This window comes from Hafnia sp. HMSC23F03, from assembly GCF_001816025.1.
Taxonomy (GTDB): Bacteria; Pseudomonadota; Gammaproteobacteria; order Enterobacterales; family Enterobacteriaceae; genus Hafnia; species Hafnia paralvei.
The window spans coordinates 86,438-104,814 of sequence record NZ_KV824190.1; the positions used below are offsets into that span (position 1 = coordinate 86,438).

The window sequence follows — 18,377 nt, forward strand, 5'->3', positions numbered from 1 at the left end:
ATGACGACTTTTCCCAATCCACTCATTGAGCAACGAGCCGATCCCTATATCCATTTGCATCAGGATGGTTGGTATTACTTTATTGCCTCAGTACCGGAATACGATCGCTTAGAACTCCGCCGAGCTCAAACCTTAGAGCAATTAGCAGAAGCCGAGCCCACCACAATCTGGCGCAAACCAGAAAGCGGCCCAATGAGCCATCTCATTTGGGCTCCAGAACTGCATTTCATCAACGGACAATGGGTTATCTATTTTGCTGCCGCCCATTCCCCAGAAATCAAAGATGGCTTATTCCAGCACCGCATGTTTGCGCTCACATGTGATGAATCAAATCCGCTAAATGGAAAATGGATCGAGCGAGGCAGAGTCGTCACGCCGCTGGATACGTTTTCGTTAGATGCCACCAGCTTTGAGTACCAAGGGAAACACTATTACCTCTGGGCACAGAAAGATCCCGATATTCGGGGTAATTCCAACCTCTATCTCGCAGAGCTCGAAACACCATGGTCGATCAAAGGTCATCCGGTAATGTTAACGAAGCCCGAGTTTGACTGGGAAACCCAAGGTTTCTGGGTCAATGAAGGCCCTGCGGTCATTCGTCACGGTGATAAGATCTTTATCACCTACTCCGCTAGCGCCACCGACGAAAACTATTGTATGGGGCTACTATGGGCCAAAGAAGGTGCGAACATTTTAGATGCTAGCGCATGGCATAAAGTCGATAAACCCGTGTTTGGCACCGCCCGCCACAACCGTCAATTCGGCCCTGGGCATAATAGTTTTACGCGCACTAAAGAGGGCCAAGACGTATTGGTTTATCACGCACGCAACTACACCGAGATTGAAGGCGATCCGTTGTATGATCCTAATCGCCACACTCGCATCAAAATTTTTCATTGGGATGAGAAAGGTATGCCGGTGTTTGGGGAGCCGTTAGCAGATAATAGATAAAAATCACACTCGTTCTTTCTCAATACTGAATTTACGACAGGTTTCGTCCGCCAGTTAGCATGAATATTTCCATGTAACGAGTGGCGTAGGCGGGCGAAACCTAACACCACCTACATCAGCGCCCCGTAAATCGTCAGTAATGCCACAACCACCAGCAATACCATCGTGATTTTCCGTGCTAAAGTCACCGCCGCTCGTGGTGTTTTAATCGGGTCTAAATGCGGCTCTCGCGCCAAAGAAAACTGAGCCAAATTAGTCAAGACTTGATATTGAGAGGTGTGAACATCACCCAGTGAAGCCAACCATGCAGGTAGTGCTCTCTCTCCATGCCCTAACAGCGCATAGGCCACACCGGCCAAACGCACGGGAATCCAGTCCAACCAATGAAGCACTAAATCCACACCGGATTGCGCCCGTAATAAAGGGGATTCCTGACGTGTTAACCAAGTTTGATAAGCACGCAGCATTGCATAACCCGCTAAAGCGACAGGACCATAAGGCCCCGCAACCACAAACCAGAACAACGGCGCTAAATAGAACCGAAAATTAATCCAAACCAGCGCATTCTGTAACTCACGCAAACGCACATCAAGAGTGCAATCTGTAGGCAAGCCGTGAATTAAAGCTAATTCAGTCGCCATTTGATCGGTCGCGTGATCATCACCTTTACGAGCCGCCACTAGGTATGCACGGTAATGCTTGCGGATCTCCCCAGCACCAATACAAAACAACGCAATAATAATCCATAGAACCAAGGACAACACGCCAAAGAACATACCGTGAGCTGCCCACAAAACCACGAATACCACCGCCATCCAGATAATAGTCATCAACAGCGTTTTAGCTAATGACACACCAGAACCTAAACGGAACAAAGGCTCAAAGCGATGATCTATTTGCCAATGATGGCCGAGCTTAAACAAACGCTCCCACGCCAAAACCAATAACAGCGAAAACAGAGTCATGAATCTTAACTCCCTATTTTTTATTTATTTTTAGTGTAATGACTTAACATCTCACGATAATCATCCCAGAAAAACATAGGGCCTGGATCGGTTTTTCTTCCCGGTGCAATATCACTATGTCCTGTCACACGCTGGGGCGTTATCGGATATTCTTTCATCAGTAATGCGCTAATTTCTGCCAACTTACGGTATTGCTCGCGTTCAAATGGCTGAGTGTCCGTTCCTTCCAACTCAATACCGATTGAGAAATCGTTACAGCGCTCACGACCTTCAAAATGAGAGACGCCAGCATGCCATGCGCGGCGATTAAACGGCACATACTGAATAATCTGGCCATCACGACGAATCAGACAATGGGCCGATACTCGCAAATGCTGAATCTCAGCAAAGAAAGGATGATCTTCCGCCCGCAAAGTACCCGTAAATAGCTGGCTGATATAGGGGCCGCCAAACTCTCCCGGTGGCAAACTGATATTGTGTACCACTAACAATGACGGTGCTTCTCCATCTGGGCGTTCGTCAAAATGTGGAAAGGGTACGCGCTCGACTCCTACAATCCAGCCGTCTTCTAATCGCATTTATTACAGATACTCCTGACTGCGTTGATTTACATATATACCGGCAACAGAGTAGCATGATTATTCTTTATACTTGGACCTATATCAACAGTCTAAGCCTATGGGCCTTAGGCCATCTTCTGCTACTTTCGGAGTTTTTATTATGCCGACACGTCGCTACAGTGCCGATGCGCGCCGAGCCGAGCTGTTAGAACGTATTGAAAACGATATTCCTTACTCTGTCTCTAACGCCTTACGCGAAGATCTCGGTGGCGAAGTGGATGCTGACCGTGATATCTCCGCTCAGTTACTGCCAAACGATAAGCAGGCTACCGCAACGATTATCACGCGTGAAGCCGGCATTTTTTGCGGCGTGCGCTGGCTGGAAGAAGTTTTTCTTCAGCTCGGGCACAAAGTCACCGTTGAATGGCAGGTAAAAGATGGTGACGCTTTGGTGCCAAATCAATGCCTTTGTAAGCTCACAGGCCCCGCTCGCATCTTACTCACAGGCGAGCGCACCGCGTTAAACTTTTTACAAACGCTGAGTGGCGTATCTACAACGGTAAATCACTACGTGCAAATTCTGGCTGGGACTAAAACGCGTTTGTTGGATACCAGAAAAACCATTCCTGGCATGCGTACCGCACTCAAATATGCGGTGCTGTGCGGCGGCGGTAGCAACCATCGTTTAGGACTTTCTGATGCATTCTTAATTAAAGAGAACCACATCATTGCCGCTGGCTCCATCAAAAAAGCGGTCGAACAGGCATTCTGGATGCATACGGATGTGCCGGTCGAAGTGGAAGTTGAATCCATAGATGAACTGAAAGAAGCGCTAGACGCAGGCGCAGACATCATCATGCTGGATAATTTCACCACCGACATGATGCGCGAAGGCGTTGCGCTGACCGGCGAACGGGCACTTCTGGAGGTTTCGGGTAATGTCACCGATGAAACCCTGCGTGAATTTGCAGAAACCGGTGTCGATTTCATTTCCGTCGGCGCGTTAACCAAACATATTCGCGCACTCGATCTTTCTATGCGCTTCCAGTAACTTCATTTTCAACCCGCCATATTGCGAGAGGCTTCGCACTACGGCGGGTAACGTTGCAACATTCATTAATTCCTCATCAACCTCCTTTCCAATCTTGCTATACACCGCTTGGTAACCGCATCCGCTCATTGCATGCTGCGCCGCATCCATCAGCGGAGATATCTCATGAACAATTCCCCAGCAGCGATACTCAACTTCAACCAGCAAAGTGGATTTACGCTAATCGAATTAATGGTTGTTATTGCAATCATTGCCATCCTCAGCGCAGTCGGGATACCGGCCTATCAAAGCTACATCCAAAAAGCGGCGATGACCGACATGCTACAAGCCATGATGCCCTATAAAACCGCCGTGGAATTATGCGCGCTTGAACAGGGCAGCCTTACTGAATGTAATATTGGTGCTAACGGGATCCCACCTAATAAAAGCACCACCTATGTGAGCAGCCTTGATGTTTCTCAAGGAACGATTACTGCAATCGGATTGCAAGCACTACAAGGACTAACCGCAACACTAACACCACAGCTAGATAGCTCTACGGGCGATCTTAACTGGCAGAAAAACTGTCAGGTTTCCGGCGGCAATGCGTCGTTAACTACCGCCTGCGAACAGGTTTTACGCTTCCCGTCGGTGGGAGAGACTCAATGACCCCTACGCGTCATGAACAGCTATGCCAGCAGTTTGGTTGTGTAGTGATTAGCGAAGATGTGCAGACAATTCAGATTGCTGGGCGTGATACCAATGCTCCCAGCAGGTTGATAGATGCCATCAAGTTTGCGACGGGAAAATCGGTCGTTTGGCACAGCTGGAGCCCTGCACAGTTAGAGTCTGCCATTCAAAATCATGCGGCCCCCTCAAGCCCTATTGAAGATGACTCCAGAGTCATGCAACGGCTCGAACATATTCTAACGCAGGCGGTTAAGCGCAGAGCCTCTGATATCCACTTAGAACCAACCGCCCGCGGTTTAGGCGTTCGATTGCGTATTGACGGCGTTTTGCAAGAGCTCCCCATCGCAAGCGGGGCCGAAACGCTGCGTATAATTCCTCGGCTAAAAGTGATGGCTGAGCTAGACATTGCAGAACGTCGTCTGCCGCAGGATGGACAGCTATCAGCCACGATAAATACGCAGAACGTCACCTTTCGTATTTCAACACTGCCAACCCGCCTCGGGGAAAAGGTGGTATTACGGCAGGTGCAGGAAGGCGCTCAGCCTTTTGAACTCGATGGCTTAGGCTTCGAACCCGATGCGCTACGCAGTTTTAAACAGGCTCTAGAAAAACCGCAGGGACTTATTTTAGTTACCGGCCCAACAGGCAGTGGTAAAACGGCCACGCTGTATAGCAGCCTTAACTATCTACGATCGTCTGAGATCAATATTTGCAGCGTTGAAGATCCGATTGAATCCCCCTTGGAGAGCGTTAACCAAACCGCAATTAATACCAAGGCGATGCTAGATTTCACCGCGGTTCTGCGCGCCCTTTTACGCCAAGATCCAGACATCATCATGATTGGTGAAATCCGCGATGCCGAAACCGCTAATATCGCGGTGAATGCTGCACAAACGGGCCATCTGGTGTTATCCACGCTGCACACCAACTCAGCCTGCGAAACATTAGTTCGTCTATCACAGCTCGGCGTCGCACCCTATCTTATCGCAGCCAGCCTTAGTTTGGTGATTGCCCAGAGATTAGTCCGTAAGCTGTGCTTGCACTGTCGTCAATTAGACCACTCCCCGCAGACACTCATGCCGGAAGGATGGCCGCAGGATGAATTTCACCACTGGTGTGCCGTTGGCTGCGAGCATTGTTTCAACGGCTATTATGGCCGTAGGGCGGTGTATGAGGTTTTACCAATATCCAGCGCAATTCAACAGGCGGTGATAGCCCAAACATCCGCAATGCAAATACAGACGCTAGCACAGCGTCAGGGAGTTATTTCACTGTGGGAGTCTGGGTTACAGTTGGCTCACCGAGGGGAAACGACACTTTCTGAAATTATCCGAGTCCTTGGTGGCCATTTTGGTGAAAAATAGATGACTTACACACTCTATGCTTGGTTGGCATTAGATGCCCAACAGCAACTACAAAAAGGTCTCTCTCTGGCAGAGCATAAGGAGCAGGCTCTTACTCAACTGCATGCACAAGGATTAGCACCGCTGAAATTACAGCAGCAATATCATTTCCGCTCTTTGGCGTGGAAAAACACCGATCGTATCCGTTATATAGAGCAGTTGGCGACCCTGCTACATGCCGGATTACCTTTGGCAAAGTGTCTAACGTTACTGGCAGAAGACCATCCATTGCGCCATTGGCAATGTTTGTTGCAACGTTTAGCCAGCCAAATCAATAACGGAATTCCGCTGTCGGAAGCCATGATGGACTACTCCAGCATCTTTCCTCCCATCTATGGAAAGACCATTGCGACCGCAGAACTCACAGGAAGGCTGGATGAAAGCTGTTTGGCCTTATCTGAACAGCAAAAGCGTCAGGCCGAGCTCAAAGCCAAAATTGTCAAAGCGCTACGCTATCCCGCGTTATTGTTAAGCGTTACGGTAATCGTTATTACGATCATGCTAGTTTGGGTTCTCCCACAGTTTGCCGAACTGTATAAAAATTTTAATGCGCCACTGCCTCATTTTACCCGTCTATTGATGGCCTGTTCTCAAGCTCTTATCCATCATGCTCCACTGTTTATTGGCCTTCTCCTCTCTACCGCTCTCATATTGACATATCGCTACCGGCGTTCAGCTCAGCTAAGAATTCGGATCCAGCGCGCCCTGCTGCATTTGCCTATTATTGGCCAACTGATCACGATGGCGAATCTCAGCCAGCTGTTTTACAGCCTTGCCATGACCCAGCAAGCGGGATTGCCTTTGCTGAAAGGGTTAGAGAATGCCGCGCAGGCGCAACAGAACCCCATCTTTAGGCTAGCCGTCGAAGCGGTCATTGAAAATTTACATCAGGGAGAGGCGCTAAGTTTGGCGATAAAGCAGCAGAGCGTGTTTCCATCGCTGTGTTTTCAGCTAATACGAGTCGGTGAGGAGTCTGGTAGGCTCGACCAAATGATGTCGCGCTTAGCACAGCATTATCAATATCAGGCAAATAGCCTGAGCGATACGCTAGCGCAGATGATTGAACCAATAATGATGACGGTTATGGGGATTATCGTCGGTGGACTCGTCTTGGCAATGTACCTACCGATTTTCCAGTTAGGTGGAATTATGTAGCCCAAATAAAAACAGCCATCCTGAATAAACCGAATGGCTGTCTAGATAAAACGATAGGCTTAGTTTGAGCCGTACACGCGGTTTTCCTGCTCAGCCACGCGGATGAACGTCGTACGTTTAGTCAGCTCTTTCAGACGCTCAGCGCCCACATAGGTGCAGGCTGAACGCAGACCGCCCAAAATATCACGAACAGTGTTATCAACTGGGCCACGCAATGGTAGACGCACCGTTTTACCTTCTGCGGCACGGTAGCCAGCAACGCCGCCAACATGGCGGTTCATCGCAGATTCAGAGCTCATACCGTAGAACAGCATGAATTTGTCGCCGCTTTCATCTTCAACGATACGGCCTTCACACTCGTCATGTCCTGCCAGCATCCCGCCCAACATAACGAAATCAGCGCCGCCGCCAAAAGCTTTAGCCACATCACCCGGTACGGTACAACCGCCGTCAGAAACAATTTGTCCGCCCAGACCATGAGCAGCATCAGCACATTCAATTACGGCAGACAGCTGAGGATAGCCCACGCCAGTTTTTACACGCGTGGTGCATACAGACCCTGGCCCGATACCTACTTTCACAATATCTGCGCCAGACAGGATCAACTCTTCAACCATTTCCCCGGTCACGACGTTCCCCGCACAGATCACTTTGTCTGGGCAAGCTTCACGCGCCTTACGCAGGAATGCAACGAAATGCTCAGAATAGCCGTTAGCTACGTCGATGCAGATAAATTTCAGAGAGGGAGATAGCGCCAGAATCTGCTTCATTTTCTGGAAGTCAGCTTCAGAGGTTCCGGTTGAAACCATGACATGACGCAGAACGCTTTCAGAAGAACGCTGAACGAACTCCTGCCACTGTTCTACGCTATAGTGTTTGTGTACTGCGGTGAGAACATCGAAAGAAGCGAGCGCTTCAGCCATGCGGAAAGTGCCTACGGTGTCCATATTGGCTGCGATAACCGGAACGCCGGACCACTTCCATCCTGAATGCTTAAAGGTGTACTCACGCTCAAGCTCAACTTCAGAGCGACTCTTCAACGTTGAACGCTTAGGGCGGATCAGGACATCTTTAAAGCCTAACTTCAGATCTTCTTCAATACGCATGTGTTTGGTTTCCTGGTTAACGGCGACGATTCGCAGGGAATGCAATCATGCAAACGTTTGGTTATTACATGACGCCAGTTCCAGTGACGTTATCATACGCAAGAATTCCATCTCGACAAGACTGCTTTTTCATCAAAATTTAGGTTACACTCCTACAAATTTATCCAATTCTGCCAACCCCATCCGCATCACATTTTTTTCGCCGCCAAGCGGGAATTTTCTGCCTTCAAATGTTTTTGTCTCAAAATAAACAGAGTCAATAAGATCCTTGCTTGCACTTGGCGCTAAGACCATTATGATTCGCATGTCATTTATTTCTCTCATCCATTGTGGGTGGATTCAAAGGTTAGCCAACCGGCATTATTAGGCTAATCAGCTATGTAAAGGTGGCGTGATGACTTACATCGTGGCATTAACTGGAGGAATCGGCAGTGGTAAAAGCACTGTTGCGGAGGCGTTCAATCAATTGGGCGTTCCTGTAGTTGATGCAGACATCATTGCCAGACAGGTTGTCGCCATCGGCGCTCCAGCGTTGCAAAAAATTGCCGAGCACTTTGGCTCGGAGATTTTACAAAATGATGGCGCCCTCAACCGATCAGCTTTACGCAAGATTATTTTTAATCAGCCACAGGAAAAACGGTGGCTTGATGGTCTACTCCATCCATTGATTCATCTAGAAACTCAACGACAGTTGGCTGCGATTGTTGCCCCCTATGCCCTGTGGGTCGTCCCGCTACTGGTTGAGAATGGGCTCTCTAAACGAGCACACCGCGTGTTAGTTGTTGACGTCGATCCAGACGTGCAGCTTCAACGCACTATGGCCCGCGACGGCATTTCTCGCGAACAGGCCGAGAACATTTTGGCAGCACAGGCAACCCGCGCCCAACGCTTGGCCTGTGCTGATGATATTATCGAGAACAGCGGCAGCCCTGAAACCATCGCTCCGCGCGTTGCCTCACTGCATCGTCATTATTTGAGTTTGGCGGCAGCGACCCAACAGGATCAACACCATGAGTGATACTTCTACTACTGTTTTGTTTGAACATCCGCTAAATGAAAAAATGCGTACTTGGCTGCGGATTGACTTTTTACTTCAACAATTACAGCAACATAGACATCTTCAAGATATCACAGGCGCACTGGCTTTTTTTCGAACCACCTCTGATTTACTCGATGTTCTCGAACGTGGCGAAGTTCGCACCGAGTTGCTAAAAGAACTCGAACGCCAGCAACGTAAACTTTTGCAGTGGACTGAGGTTCCTGGTGTCGATCAGGAGATGATCCGCCAGTTACGCAGCCAATTGAAAAATCAGGCCGCAACGCTAATGGCGGCACCGCGCATCGGCCAGCAACTACGTGAGGATCGCCTAATCGCCTTGGTTCGTCAGCGTTTGGGGATCCCTGGCGGCTGCTGTAGTTTTGACCTCCCCACGCTGCACATTTGGCTTCACCAGCCGCAAGACGTTCGCGATGAGTTAGTGGATTCTTGGCTGACATCCCTCGAGCCGTTATCTGCAACCTTGACGTTGATCCTAAGCCTGATCCGTAATTCTGGCGTTTTCAAGCCGATGATCAGCCTGAATGGTTTTTATCAAGACAATGCTGAAGATGCAGACCTGCTACGGATGAACATCGCACTAGATTTGCAGGTTTATCCGCAAGTGTCTGGTCATAAAACCCGATTTGCGATTCGCTTCTTACCGCTTGATAGCGAACACGGCGTTGTTCCAGAGCGTTTGAAGTTTGATCTGGCCTGCTGCTAAAAATGCATCAAAGGTTCGCAAGGCAGAAACAGTGCACGTGAACCAAGAAAGGAAAAATGAAATGACAGATGAAATTATGACTGTGAACTGCCCGATCTGTGGCAAACCCGTAGTCTGGGGTGAGCAAAGCCCTTATCGACCATTTTGCTGCAAACGCTGCCAATTGATTGATTTAGGCGAATGGGCGGATGAAGAGAAACGAATTCCGAGCAATCCTGATCTCTCAGAAAGCGATGATTGGAGTGAAGAACAGCAATAAGTACATCGCTGGCTCTTCTTATAGATAGCGCAGAGCAATTGCCTGCGCTAACCATTCTTAAGCGCGGTTAAGCTGCTCAATGATCGGTTTGTTCGGCTCAGGAAACTCTTCGGCCTTAAGCTGATGCTGATGCACCCAGCGCATTGGCTGCCCTTCTCGCCCATACGGCGTTTTATCCCAATCCGTCACCAGATAAAAATACAGTGTCACTATACGATCGCTAAACCGATGATCGAGCTGGCAGAGTAATTCACAATCTCGCACTTCGATGCCTGTCTCTTCCTGCAACTCACGATACAAGCCCTGCACGGGGCTCTCATTAGCTTCAATTTTTCCACCAGGGAACTCCCATAAACCGGATAAATGCGAGTCACCACCGCGGCGAGTAATAAAAATCTCTCCCTCATCATTACGGATAATACCGACCGCAATGTGCAGATGCTTTAGGCTCATAGCTTATTCCTTTTGTTCAAATTCTCGTCGTTACCGACAAGAAAAAGGGACACGCAAATGCGTATCCCTTATAACCAACAGATCAATGTGCTACGCGATTAGCCTTGCAGACGACCATGGCACTGTTTGTATTTTTTACCAGAACCACATGGGCATGGATCGTTACGACCCACTTTACGCTCACCGGTCTGTGATGCCAGAGACTGTGCCGCTACGGTTTCATCGTCAACGTGACTCAGTTGCTGCTGGCGAGCCAAACGTTCGGCCTCTTCACGACGCTGCTGCTCCATCGCTTCAACCTCTTCTGGCATGCGTACTTGAACCTTGCTCAGAACGCTGATCACTTCATATTTCAGTGATTCAAGCATGGCAGCAAACATCGCGAAGGATTCACGTTTGTATTCCTGCTTAGGATCTTTCTGCGCATAACCACGCAGATGAATACCCTGACGCAGATAATCCATCGCGGCCAAATGCTCTTTCCACAGGGAGTCCAGCGTTTGTAGCATCACGCCTTTCTCAAAGTTGCGCATCATTTCTACGCCCACAACTTCTTCTTTACGCTGATACACTTCAACGGCCTGTTGGAAGATACGCTCACGCAGAGTTTCTTCATGCAGTTCAGGCTCTTTATCCAGCCACTCTTTGATCGGCATTTCCAAATCAAAGTCGTTTTTCAGGCGCTCTTGCAGACCATCGATATCCCACATTTCTTCCAGTGACTGTGGTGGAATGTAAGTATCGAGAACCGTTTTAAATACGTCTTCACGAATGCTGGTGATGGTTTCGCTCACATCGCTCACATCCAGCAGTTCGTTACGCTGGGAGTAAATCGCACGACGCTGGTCGTTTGCCACATCATCATATTCCAGCAATTGCTTACGAATATCAAAGTTACGGCTTTCTACTTTGCGCTGCGCATTGGCAATCGCTTTAGTTACCCATGGGTGCTCAATCGCTTCACCCGGTTTCATACCCAGTTTGCGCATCATGCCAGTGACACGGTCAGACGCGAAGATACGCATCAAGGCATCTTCCATAGACAGGTAGAAGCGAGAAGAACCGGCGTCACCCTGACGGCCCGCACGGCCACGGAGCTGGTTATCGATACGGCGAGATTCATGACGCTCAGTACCGATGATATGTAAACCACCAGCGGCAAGAACCGCGTCGTGACGAATCTTCCATGCAGCTTTAATCTCTTCGATCTGCTCATCCGTCGGTTCGACCAGTTCGGCGACCTCAGTTTGCCAGCTACCACCCAACACGATATCGGTACCACGACCGGCCATGTTAGTGGCAATGGTCACAGCACTAGGCAGACCTGCGTTGGCAACGATGTCCGCTTCTTTAGCGTGGAACTTCGCATTCAGAACGTTGTGCTTGATGCCTGCTTTAGTCAGTTCCTGAGAAACCACTTCCGATTTTTCGATGGAAATAGTACCCACCAGCACGGGCTGTCCGCGTTTGGTGCATTCGCGGATATCTTCAATAATGGCTCCAATCTTTTCCATTTCCGTCATATAGACCAGATCAGGCATATCCTTACGGATCATTGGGCGGTTAGTGGGTACAACGATGGTATCCAACTTATAAATGGAGCTAAATTCGAACGCTTCGGTATCTGCAGTACCGGTCATACCCGCCAGTTTTTCATACAAACGGAAGTAGTTCTGGAAGGTGATAGAAGCCAACGTTTGGTTTTCGTTTTGAATTTCAACGCCTTCTTTGGCTTCAACGGCCTGATGCAGACCATCAGACCAGCGACGGCCTTGCATGGTACGACCGGTGTGTTCATCAACGATGATGACTTCGCCATCTTTAACAATGTAGTCAACGTCGCGGGTAAACAGCACATGCGCACGCAATGCCGCTGTGACATGATGCATCAGCATGATGTTCGCCGGAGAGTACAGTGACTCACCTTCTTCCATAATGCCGGCTTCAACCAGCATTTCTTCAATCAGGATCAGACCGCGTTCGGTCAGGTTAACCTGACGGCTTTTTTCATCAACGGAGAAGTGGCCTTCACCCTGGAAGGTGTCGGAGTCTTCTTTTTCCTGACGGATCAGTTTCGGGATCAGCTTGTTAACGCGGATGTACATCTCGGAGCTATCTTCAGCCGGACCAGAGATGATAAGCGGCGTACGCGCTTCGTCGATGAGGATGGAGTCGACCTCATCCACCAGCGCATAGTGCAGTTTGCGCTGAACGCGTTCTTCAGGGCTAAACGCCATGTTGTCACGCAGATAGTCAAAACCGTACTCGTTATTCGTACCATAGGTGATATCCGCAGCGTAGGCGGCGCGTTTCGCTGGCGCGGTCATACCCGGCAAGTTGATCCCAACAGAAAGGCCGAGGAATTCGAACAGTGGACGGTTATTTTCGGCGTCACGCTGTGCCAAGTAGTCGTTCACGGTAACCACGTGCACGCCTTTGCCGCTTAACGCATTCAGATAAGCTGGCAGGGTTGCTGTCAGCGTTTTACCTTCACCGGTACGCATTTCCGCGATACAGCGATCGTTCAGAACCATACCACCTAACAGCTGCACGTCGAAGTGACGCATGCCGAATACGCGTTTACTTGCCTCGCGTACGGTCGCAAAGGCTTCTGGCAACAGGCTTTCTACCGTTGCGCCTTTTGCCAAACGCTCGCGGAATTCGTTAGTTTTTGCTTTTAGCTCGTCGTCGGAGAGTTTTTCCATCTCCGGTTCCATCTGATTAATCAGAGCTACTGCTTTGCGCATACGGCGCAAGGTACGATCGTTACGGCTACCAAAAACCTTGGTCAATAATTTGATTAACATAAGTCCTAATATCTCTTAGCGAGCGATACTTCACGATCGCCCAAATTTATAATGATGAGAGGGTAATACAAGCGATTAGATATAGCTCAATTGCGGTCCAGCACGAATGCCTTGTACCTGAGCGACCCAAAGTGCTGGAGCATGCGCATTCGGCGCAGTATCCAACTTGGGCATCAGTAGAACGGGGGTAGATGGCGTGATCGCTGGCTGTAATGTTAACAGCGAGCTTAGAGAACTGAGTAAAACCAGTTGCTGAGCATGCAGCTCATCAACCTGAATATCATTAGCAGGTTCGCTGGCCGTAACCTGCGGCGTCATTCGATAGCTTAAATGACGAATAGCCGTTCGCAGAGCGTGCTGGTGCCAATAGTCTATGGATTGGAAGCTACCGCGACGTTTGCTAGCCTGCAACCAAGAAAACTCATTGGTGTTGTGAGCGTTGATTAAGCGCTGCAAGCTGGTGGATGGATCGGCAACCTTGGTCTGCTCAGTATTCGCTAACGCATTAGGCACACCAAGCGTAGCCGCGACCATCCCCCACAGGAGATGCGGCCAGAAATAGCGTCTGCCAAATTGTCGCCAACGATTGAGAATACCAATCACATTAAATTTCCGTGTTTCCACCACACATAGGCGGAAGATTTTACCATTATTATCACCAATCGACATCAGGATTAATCAATCCCAGCCTCAGGAAGCCATATTAATACGATAAAGACGGTGTATTTTGCTTGGAAATGAAAAACAGAAATGGGGATAACAGAAGAAAAAACAGGAATAAAAATTAGAACGACTGGCTTCATTAGCCGGAGAGAGTACTAACTCCGCCAGTCGTGATCAGAAACAGTCAGCGTTAAGCTAAAACTGTTGTTGGTGCACGGAATGCGATTGGCATTTCGGCATCATCTTCAAACGTTACGTATTCCCAAGCTTCCTGCTTAGCCAATACTGCTTGTAACAGTTTGTTGTTCAATGCATGACCTGATTTGTATGCGGTGAATGCACCAATGATGTTATGTCCACACATGAACAAGTCACCAATAGCATCCAACATTTTGTGACGAACGAATTCATCTTCAAAACGCAGACCATCTTCGTTGAGGACGCGATAATCGTCCACTACGATGGCGCAATCGAAGCTACCGCCCAGGCACAACCCACGGGACTGTAAATATTCGATATCACGCATAAAACCAAAAGTACGCGCACGGCTAATCTGGCGCACAAACGATTCGGCGGAAAAATCCATCCGGTAACGCTGTGAGCTGGAATCAATCGCTGGATGATTGAAGTCAATGGTAAAGTCCAAGCTGAAACCGTTATACGGAGACAGTTCGGCCCATTTATCACCATCTTCAACACGCACAGCCTGCTTCAAGCGAAGGAATTTCTTCGCACAGTTCAGCTCTTCGATACCTGCTTCTAACAGCAAATATACGAAAGGACTGGCGCTGCCATCCATGATAGGGATTTCTGCCGCGTCAACTTCAATAATTAAGTTGTCGATACCCAAGCCAGCTAATGCGGCGTTCAGGTGTTCTACGGTAGAAATACGTACGTCATGCTCATTAACCAGGCAAGTACAGAGCATGGTATCACGCACGGATTTTGCATCAGCCGGAAAATCAACCGGTGGATTCAAGTCAGTGCGACGATAGATGACCCCGGTGTTAGCCGCGGCTGGGCGCATAGTCAGCGTGACCTTCTTGCCGGTATGAAGACCGACACCAGTCGCCTGAATAATACGTTTTAATGTCCGTTGTTTGATCATCGTTTTATCTCGCAGTGTTTATCCATCCAACCACCTCTAGCAAAGTAATTTTATACTAGGGGCGGCGGGACAGTTTAGCACAAAGAGCGGAGATGCCAAATATCTGAGCAAATTAGTCTGCTTGCTTACGCAAGAAGGCCGGAATATCCAGATAGTCAGGTTCTTTATTACTCCCCTGAGCGGTTTGGTCATTAACGACTTTCGCTGCTGCAGGTTTGCTCTCTTGTGGCAACGGAGACAAGCCATGCTGCTGATAACGCTGGTCAATAACTGGCTGTGGAGCCTGTTTACTGGTAACCAGAGTGATCTCAGGACGCTTATCCATGCCAATACCGGTTGCAACGACGGTAACACGCAGCTCATCGTTCATCTCTGGATCCAGAGAAGTACCGATAACTACGGTTGCATTGTCAGAAGCAAATGCACGAATGGTGTTACCTACGGTTTCGAACTCATCCAAACGCAGGTCGAAGCCCGCAGTGATGTTAACCAGCACACCGCGTGCGCCAGACAGATCGATATCTTCTAACAGTGGAGAAGAGATGGCCATTTCAGCCGCTTCTTCTGCACGGTCTTCGCCACAGGCAATACCCGATCCCATCATGGCATAGCCCATTTCGGACATCACGGTACGCACGTCCGCAAAGTCGACGTTCATCAGACCTGGGCGTGTAATCAGTTCCGCAATACCCTGTACCGCACCTTTCAGTACGTCGTTAGCTGCACCGAACGCATCTAACAGGGAGATACCACGACCCAGAACTTTCAACAATTTGTCGTTCGGGATAGTGATCAGGGAATCCACGTGCTTGGACAGTTCAGCGATACCCTGCTCTGCAAACGCCATGCGCTTCTTGCCTTCAAAATTGAAAGGCTTAGTCACAACAGCAACAGTCAGAATACCTAAATCTTTAGCAACTTCAGCCACAACGGGCGCAGCGCCGGTACCTGTACCGCCGCCCATACCGGCTGCGATAAATACCATGTCAGCACCTTCCAATGCAGCACGCAGACCTTCACGGTCTTCTTCTGCAGAGTTACGGCCCACTTCTGGGTTCGCACCCGCCCCCAGACCTTTAGTGATTCCACTACCGATCTGAATGGTTTGGCCAACAGCCGTTTTACGCAACGCTTGAGCATCGGTGTTAACCGCGAAGAATTCAACGCCTTCGATACGCTCACGCACCATGTGCTCTACGGCGTTGCCACCGCCGCCGCCGACGCCGATGACTTTAATCACCGCGTCGTTGGTTAATTCCATTGGTTCAAACATAGTTTCTCTCCGTTTTGTGCCTGTCGCTTCGAGATCATTAACCCGTAAGGATGATCTCTTTTTTTAAACATTAAAACTCTTTTCTCAGCCAGCCATTGATTTTCTTGAACCAATTGCCGACTGAAGCTCTTTTTTCTACTTCAGCCTCACCGCTAAGGTGCGACTCTTTTCCGTAATGCAGCAGCCCAACCGCCGTTGAGTAGTAAGGTTCCTGCGCATAATCTGTCAGGCCGGTGATATTCAGAGGCTGTCCAATACGCACCTGCGTATGGAACACCTGTTGCGCACACGCTGCCAGTCCGTCGATCTGCGCGGCACCACCGGTCAAAACAATCCCTGCTGCCAGATGATGTTTTACACCCTGCTGGCGAAGCTGTTCCTGCAACTGCAGAATTTCATCATTCACCAGATTCAACAATTCGGTATAACGAGGCTCAATCACTTCAGCCAAAGTCTGACGTTGCAGGCTACGCGGCGGACGACCGCCAACGCTTGGCACTTCAACGCTCTCGTCTTTGCTCACCAACGTTCCCATTGCACAACCGTAGCGAACCTTGATGGCTTCGGCGTCGGTTGGCGGAGTGCCGAATGCGTAAGCAATATCACTGGTGACCACATTGCCCGCATAAGGAATAACCTTGGTGTGGCGCAGGGCTCCACCGGTATAGACTGCCATATCCATGGTGCCACCGCCGATATCTACCACACAAACGCCCAGTTCGCGCTCATCTTCGGTCAATACAGCATAACTCGCTGCGAGTCCGGCAAAAATCAGTTGATCGACCTTGAGGCCACAGCGCTCAACGGCTTTGACAATATTCTTAGCCATATCATTATGGCAGGTAATCAGATGAACTTTAGCCTGCATACGCACGCCCGAGAGTCCAACCGGATTTTTGATGCCTTCTTGATAGTCAATCGCATATTCCTGCGGAATAACATGCAGAACACGGTGCTCATCACGCACGCGAACGGACTTCGCGGTGTGAACAACGTTTTCTACATCTTCCAGCGTCACTTCTTCTTCGGAAATAGGAACCATCCCTATTTCGTTCTGGCAGCTGATATGTTTGCCAGATAGTGCCAAATAGACTGAGGAAATTTGGCAATCTGCCATCAATTCGGCTTGATCAATGGCACGCTGGACACACTTAACGACGGATTCCAGATCGTTAACGCCGCCCTTGTCCATGCCACGGGATGGGCAACTCCCCACACCGATGATATTGACCATGCCATCGGGCAGAACTTCCCCTACCAGAGCGGCTACTTTTGCCGTTCCGATCTCCAGTCCAACTACCAGTTTTCTGTCCGTCGACTTGATCATTGTTGTTTAACCTGTGCCTGATTCTGTTGCTGATTAGCGTGTTGCTGTGTCTGCGGGTCAATCGGCGCTGGAGCCCATCCCACGGCTGCGCCGGTGTCATAGCGCAGATCAACGTAGCTAATACGTTGGTTTGTTGCCTGCGCCTGCTGCTGTAGCGCGGGATAAAGTTCCTCAAACCGCGCTAAGCGCCCAGATGGATCATCACGTCCCAGCTCAAGACGGATGTCATCCTCTAGACCTAACTGCCATGAGTGACGCGCACTCATTGACACCATTTTCAGCTTAAAGTTACTTTTCGCCAGTTCCTGACTCATTGAGCGATACCCTTCCAGCACGTCATTTTCACTGCCTTCTGGGCCATACAGCAGCGGCATTTTCTGCTGTATCGTGCGCTCTGCCGGTACGCTGAATGGCTTACCTTCAGCATCAACCAAACGTAAGTCATTCCAACGAGCAACTGGAACATACTCAACCAGATGAATTTTAAGTTCGTTAGGCCACTGCTTACGCACGCTAACCTGCTTAATCCACGGTAAACGCTCTATCTGCTGTTGGATCACATCAACGTTCTGCGTCATAAATGTGCCAGGGGCACCCAATGACAAAATGGCCTGTCGGATATCGTCATTCTTGGTGAAATGACGCTCTCCAGTCACCACTAGCTTGGAAAGTGGCATACGGCTGGCGTCTTTCATCCAGCTCACCACCATCCAGCCACTAACCACGATTGAACCCAGTACGATTAATAAAAAAATCATACCAAACAAACGAATACCATTACTGCGACGCAGGCCTGCACCACTACGGCGTTGGCCTGAACCTGCCGGTTCACGGTCGCGAGTGTTCAGGGCTGCCTGCGACATA

General features: G+C 49.4%; 19 protein-coding genes. 8 read left to right on the forward strand and 11 right to left on the reverse strand.

What is annotated here, in order from left to right; all coding sequences use genetic code 11:
* Positions 1 to 951, forward strand: coding sequence for a glycoside hydrolase family 43 protein (locus tag HMPREF3091_RS02620; RefSeq protein WP_070714018.1), 951 nt, complete (start codon positions 1 to 3; stop codon positions 949 to 951).
* A gap of 110 nt (positions 952 to 1,061) precedes the next feature.
* On the opposite strand, the gene ampE is transcribed toward HMPREF3091_RS02620, so the two are convergent.
* Positions 1,062 to 1,916: a beta-lactamase regulator AmpE gene (gene ampE, locus HMPREF3091_RS02625; protein ID WP_070714020.1), complete on the reverse strand. Its 855-nt coding sequence runs from the start codon at positions 1,914 to 1,916 to the stop codon at positions 1,062 to 1,064.
* A gap of 20 nt (positions 1,917 to 1,936) precedes the next feature.
* A complete protein-coding gene (gene ampD / locus HMPREF3091_RS02630) occupies positions 1,937 to 2,494 on the reverse strand; it encodes a 1,6-anhydro-N-acetylmuramyl-L-alanine amidase AmpD (protein WP_070714023.1) in 558 nt (185 codons plus the stop codon).
* A 142-nt stretch (positions 2,495 to 2,636) separates the two neighbouring features.
* On the opposite strand from ampD, the gene nadC reads away from it, so the two are divergent.
* The 4 genes from nadC to hofC all read left to right on the forward strand — a co-directional run bounded on the left by nadC (position 2,637) and on the right by hofC (position 6,754).
* Positions 2,637 to 3,527, forward strand: coding sequence for a carboxylating nicotinate-nucleotide diphosphorylase (gene nadC / locus HMPREF3091_RS02635; protein WP_035503735.1), 891 nt, complete (start codon positions 2,637 to 2,639; stop codon positions 3,525 to 3,527).
* Positions 3,528 to 3,692: 165 nt separating this feature from the next.
* Positions 3,693 to 4,175 (forward strand): prepilin peptidase-dependent pilin, encoded by a 483-nt coding sequence (gene ppdD / locus HMPREF3091_RS02640; RefSeq protein ID WP_070714026.1) that lies wholly within the window; start codon positions 3,693 to 3,695, stop codon positions 4,173 to 4,175.
* Positions 4,172 to 5,560, forward strand: coding sequence for a type II secretion system protein GspE (gene gspE / locus HMPREF3091_RS02645; RefSeq protein ID WP_070714030.1), 1,389 nt, complete (start codon positions 4,172 to 4,174; stop codon positions 5,558 to 5,560). Before ppdD ends, gspE begins: the two co-directional genes overlap by 4 nt.
* Positions 5,561 to 6,754, forward strand: coding sequence for a protein transport protein HofC (gene hofC, locus HMPREF3091_RS02650; protein ID WP_070714034.1), 1,194 nt, complete (start codon positions 5,561 to 5,563; stop codon positions 6,752 to 6,754).
* Between the two features lie 59 nt (positions 6,755 to 6,813).
* Here the strand turns inward: hofC and HMPREF3091_RS02655 are convergent, their stop codons facing one another.
* Both HMPREF3091_RS02655 and HMPREF3091_RS22595 read right to left on the reverse strand, forming a co-directional pair.
* Positions 6,814 to 7,860, reverse strand: a complete 1,047-nt coding sequence (locus HMPREF3091_RS02655; RefSeq protein WP_004094520.1) for a GMP reductase — start codon at positions 7,858 to 7,860, stop codon at positions 6,814 to 6,816.
* 144 nt (positions 7,861 to 8,004) lie between these two features.
* Entirely contained in the window at positions 8,005 to 8,166 is a 162-nt protein-coding gene (locus HMPREF3091_RS22595; RefSeq protein WP_168168168.1) for a hypothetical protein, read from the reverse strand.
* Positions 8,167 to 8,254: 88 nt separating this feature from the next.
* On the opposite strand from HMPREF3091_RS22595, the gene coaE reads away from it, so the two are divergent.
* The 3 genes from coaE to yacG all read left to right on the forward strand — a co-directional run bounded on the left by coaE (position 8,255) and on the right by yacG (position 9,882).
* Positions 8,255 to 8,878: a dephospho-CoA kinase gene (coaE, locus tag HMPREF3091_RS02660; protein ID WP_070714038.1), complete on the forward strand. Its 624-nt coding sequence runs from the start codon at positions 8,255 to 8,257 to the stop codon at positions 8,876 to 8,878.
* Positions 8,871 to 9,623 (forward strand): cell division protein ZapD, encoded by a 753-nt coding sequence (gene zapD / locus HMPREF3091_RS02665; RefSeq protein ID WP_004094527.1) that lies wholly within the window; start codon positions 8,871 to 8,873, stop codon positions 9,621 to 9,623. The genes coaE and zapD overlap by 8 nt, the downstream gene beginning before the upstream one ends.
* Positions 9,624 to 9,684: 61 nt before the next feature.
* The gene (yacG, locus tag HMPREF3091_RS02670) at positions 9,685 to 9,882 is read left to right on the forward strand and encodes a DNA gyrase inhibitor YacG (RefSeq protein ID WP_070714040.1); all 198 of its coding nucleotides are present in this window, start codon (positions 9,685 to 9,687) and stop codon (positions 9,880 to 9,882) included.
* Between the two features lie 57 nt (positions 9,883 to 9,939).
* Here the strand turns inward: yacG and mutT are convergent, their stop codons facing one another.
* From mutT to ftsQ, 7 genes are all read right to left on the reverse strand, one after another.
* Positions 9,940 to 10,335, reverse strand: coding sequence for an 8-oxo-dGTP diphosphatase MutT (gene mutT / locus HMPREF3091_RS02675; RefSeq protein WP_070714042.1), 396 nt, complete (start codon positions 10,333 to 10,335; stop codon positions 9,940 to 9,942).
* A gap of 98 nt (positions 10,336 to 10,433) precedes the next feature.
* Positions 10,434 to 13,142, reverse strand: a complete 2,709-nt coding sequence (gene secA / locus HMPREF3091_RS02680; protein WP_004094534.1) for a preprotein translocase subunit SecA — start codon at positions 13,140 to 13,142, stop codon at positions 10,434 to 10,436.
* Positions 13,143 to 13,217: 75 nt separating this feature from the next.
* Positions 13,218 to 13,745: a secA translation cis-regulator SecM gene (gene secM, locus HMPREF3091_RS02685; protein ID WP_035503762.1), complete on the reverse strand. Its 528-nt coding sequence runs from the start codon at positions 13,743 to 13,745 to the stop codon at positions 13,218 to 13,220.
* 250 nt (positions 13,746 to 13,995) lie between these two features.
* Positions 13,996 to 14,913, reverse strand: a complete 918-nt coding sequence (gene lpxC, locus HMPREF3091_RS02690) for a UDP-3-O-acyl-N-acetylglucosamine deacetylase (RefSeq protein ID WP_004094538.1) — start codon at positions 14,911 to 14,913, stop codon at positions 13,996 to 13,998.
* Positions 14,914 to 15,025: 112 nt separating this feature from the next.
* Entirely contained in the window at positions 15,026 to 16,186 is a 1,161-nt protein-coding gene (ftsZ, locus tag HMPREF3091_RS02695; RefSeq protein ID WP_004094540.1) for a cell division protein FtsZ, read from the reverse strand.
* A gap of 70 nt (positions 16,187 to 16,256) precedes the next feature.
* Positions 16,257 to 17,513 (reverse strand): cell division protein FtsA, encoded by a 1,257-nt coding sequence (gene ftsA, locus HMPREF3091_RS02700; protein ID WP_004094542.1) that lies wholly within the window; start codon positions 17,511 to 17,513, stop codon positions 16,257 to 16,259.
* Positions 17,510 to 18,376, reverse strand: a complete 867-nt coding sequence (ftsQ, locus tag HMPREF3091_RS02705; protein WP_004094544.1) for a cell division protein FtsQ — start codon at positions 18,374 to 18,376, stop codon at positions 17,510 to 17,512. Before ftsQ ends, ftsA begins: the two co-directional genes overlap by 4 nt.
* Position 18,377 lies beyond the last annotated feature (1 nt).

Excerpts from the sequence above, each read along its gene's own strand:
- HMPREF3091_RS02620 (WP_070714018.1), top strand. The coding sequence starts at position 1 with ATGACGACTTTTCCCAATCCACTCATTGAGCAACGAGCCGATCCCTAT.
- ampE (WP_070714020.1), bottom strand. The coding sequence starts at position 1,916 with ATGACTCTGTTTTCGCTGTTATTGGTTTTGGCGTGGGAGCGTTTGTTT.
- ampD (WP_070714023.1), bottom strand. The coding sequence starts at position 2,494 with ATGCGATTAGAAGACGGCTGGATTGTAGGAGTCGAGCGCGTACCCTTT.
- nadC (WP_035503735.1), top strand. The coding sequence starts at position 2,637 with ATGCCGACACGTCGCTACAGTGCCGATGCGCGCCGAGCCGAGCTGTTA.
- ppdD (WP_070714026.1), top strand. The coding sequence starts at position 3,693 with ATGAACAATTCCCCAGCAGCGATACTCAACTTCAACCAGCAAAGTGGA.
- gspE (WP_070714030.1), top strand. The coding sequence starts at position 4,172 with ATGACCCCTACGCGTCATGAACAGCTATGCCAGCAGTTTGGTTGTGTA.
- hofC (WP_070714034.1), top strand. The coding sequence starts at position 5,561 with ATGACTTACACACTCTATGCTTGGTTGGCATTAGATGCCCAACAGCAA.
- HMPREF3091_RS02655 (WP_004094520.1), bottom strand. The coding sequence starts at position 7,860 with ATGCGTATTGAAGAAGATCTGAAGTTAGGCTTTAAAGATGTCCTGATC.
- HMPREF3091_RS22595 (WP_168168168.1), bottom strand. The coding sequence starts at position 8,166 with ATGCGAATCATAATGGTCTTAGCGCCAAGTGCAAGCAAGGATCTTATT.
- coaE (WP_070714038.1), top strand. The coding sequence starts at position 8,255 with ATGACTTACATCGTGGCATTAACTGGAGGAATCGGCAGTGGTAAAAGC.
- zapD (WP_004094527.1), top strand. The coding sequence starts at position 8,871 with ATGAGTGATACTTCTACTACTGTTTTGTTTGAACATCCGCTAAATGAA.
- yacG (WP_070714040.1), top strand. The coding sequence starts at position 9,685 with ATGACAGATGAAATTATGACTGTGAACTGCCCGATCTGTGGCAAACCC.
- mutT (WP_070714042.1), bottom strand. The coding sequence starts at position 10,335 with ATGAGCCTAAAGCATCTGCACATTGCGGTCGGTATTATCCGTAATGAT.
- secA (WP_004094534.1), bottom strand. The coding sequence starts at position 13,142 with ATGTTAATCAAATTATTGACCAAGGTTTTTGGTAGCCGTAACGATCGT.
- lpxC (WP_004094538.1), bottom strand. The coding sequence starts at position 14,913 with ATGATCAAACAACGGACATTAAAACGTATTATTCAGGCGACTGGTGTC.
- ftsZ (WP_004094540.1), bottom strand. The coding sequence starts at position 16,186 with ATGTTTGAACCAATGGAATTAACCAACGACGCGGTGATTAAAGTCATC.
- ftsA (WP_004094542.1), bottom strand. The coding sequence starts at position 17,513 with ATGATCAAGTCGACGGACAGAAAACTGGTAGTTGGACTGGAGATCGGA.
- ftsQ (WP_004094544.1), bottom strand. The coding sequence starts at position 18,376 with ATGTCGCAGGCAGCCCTGAACACTCGCGACCGTGAACCGGCAGGTTCA.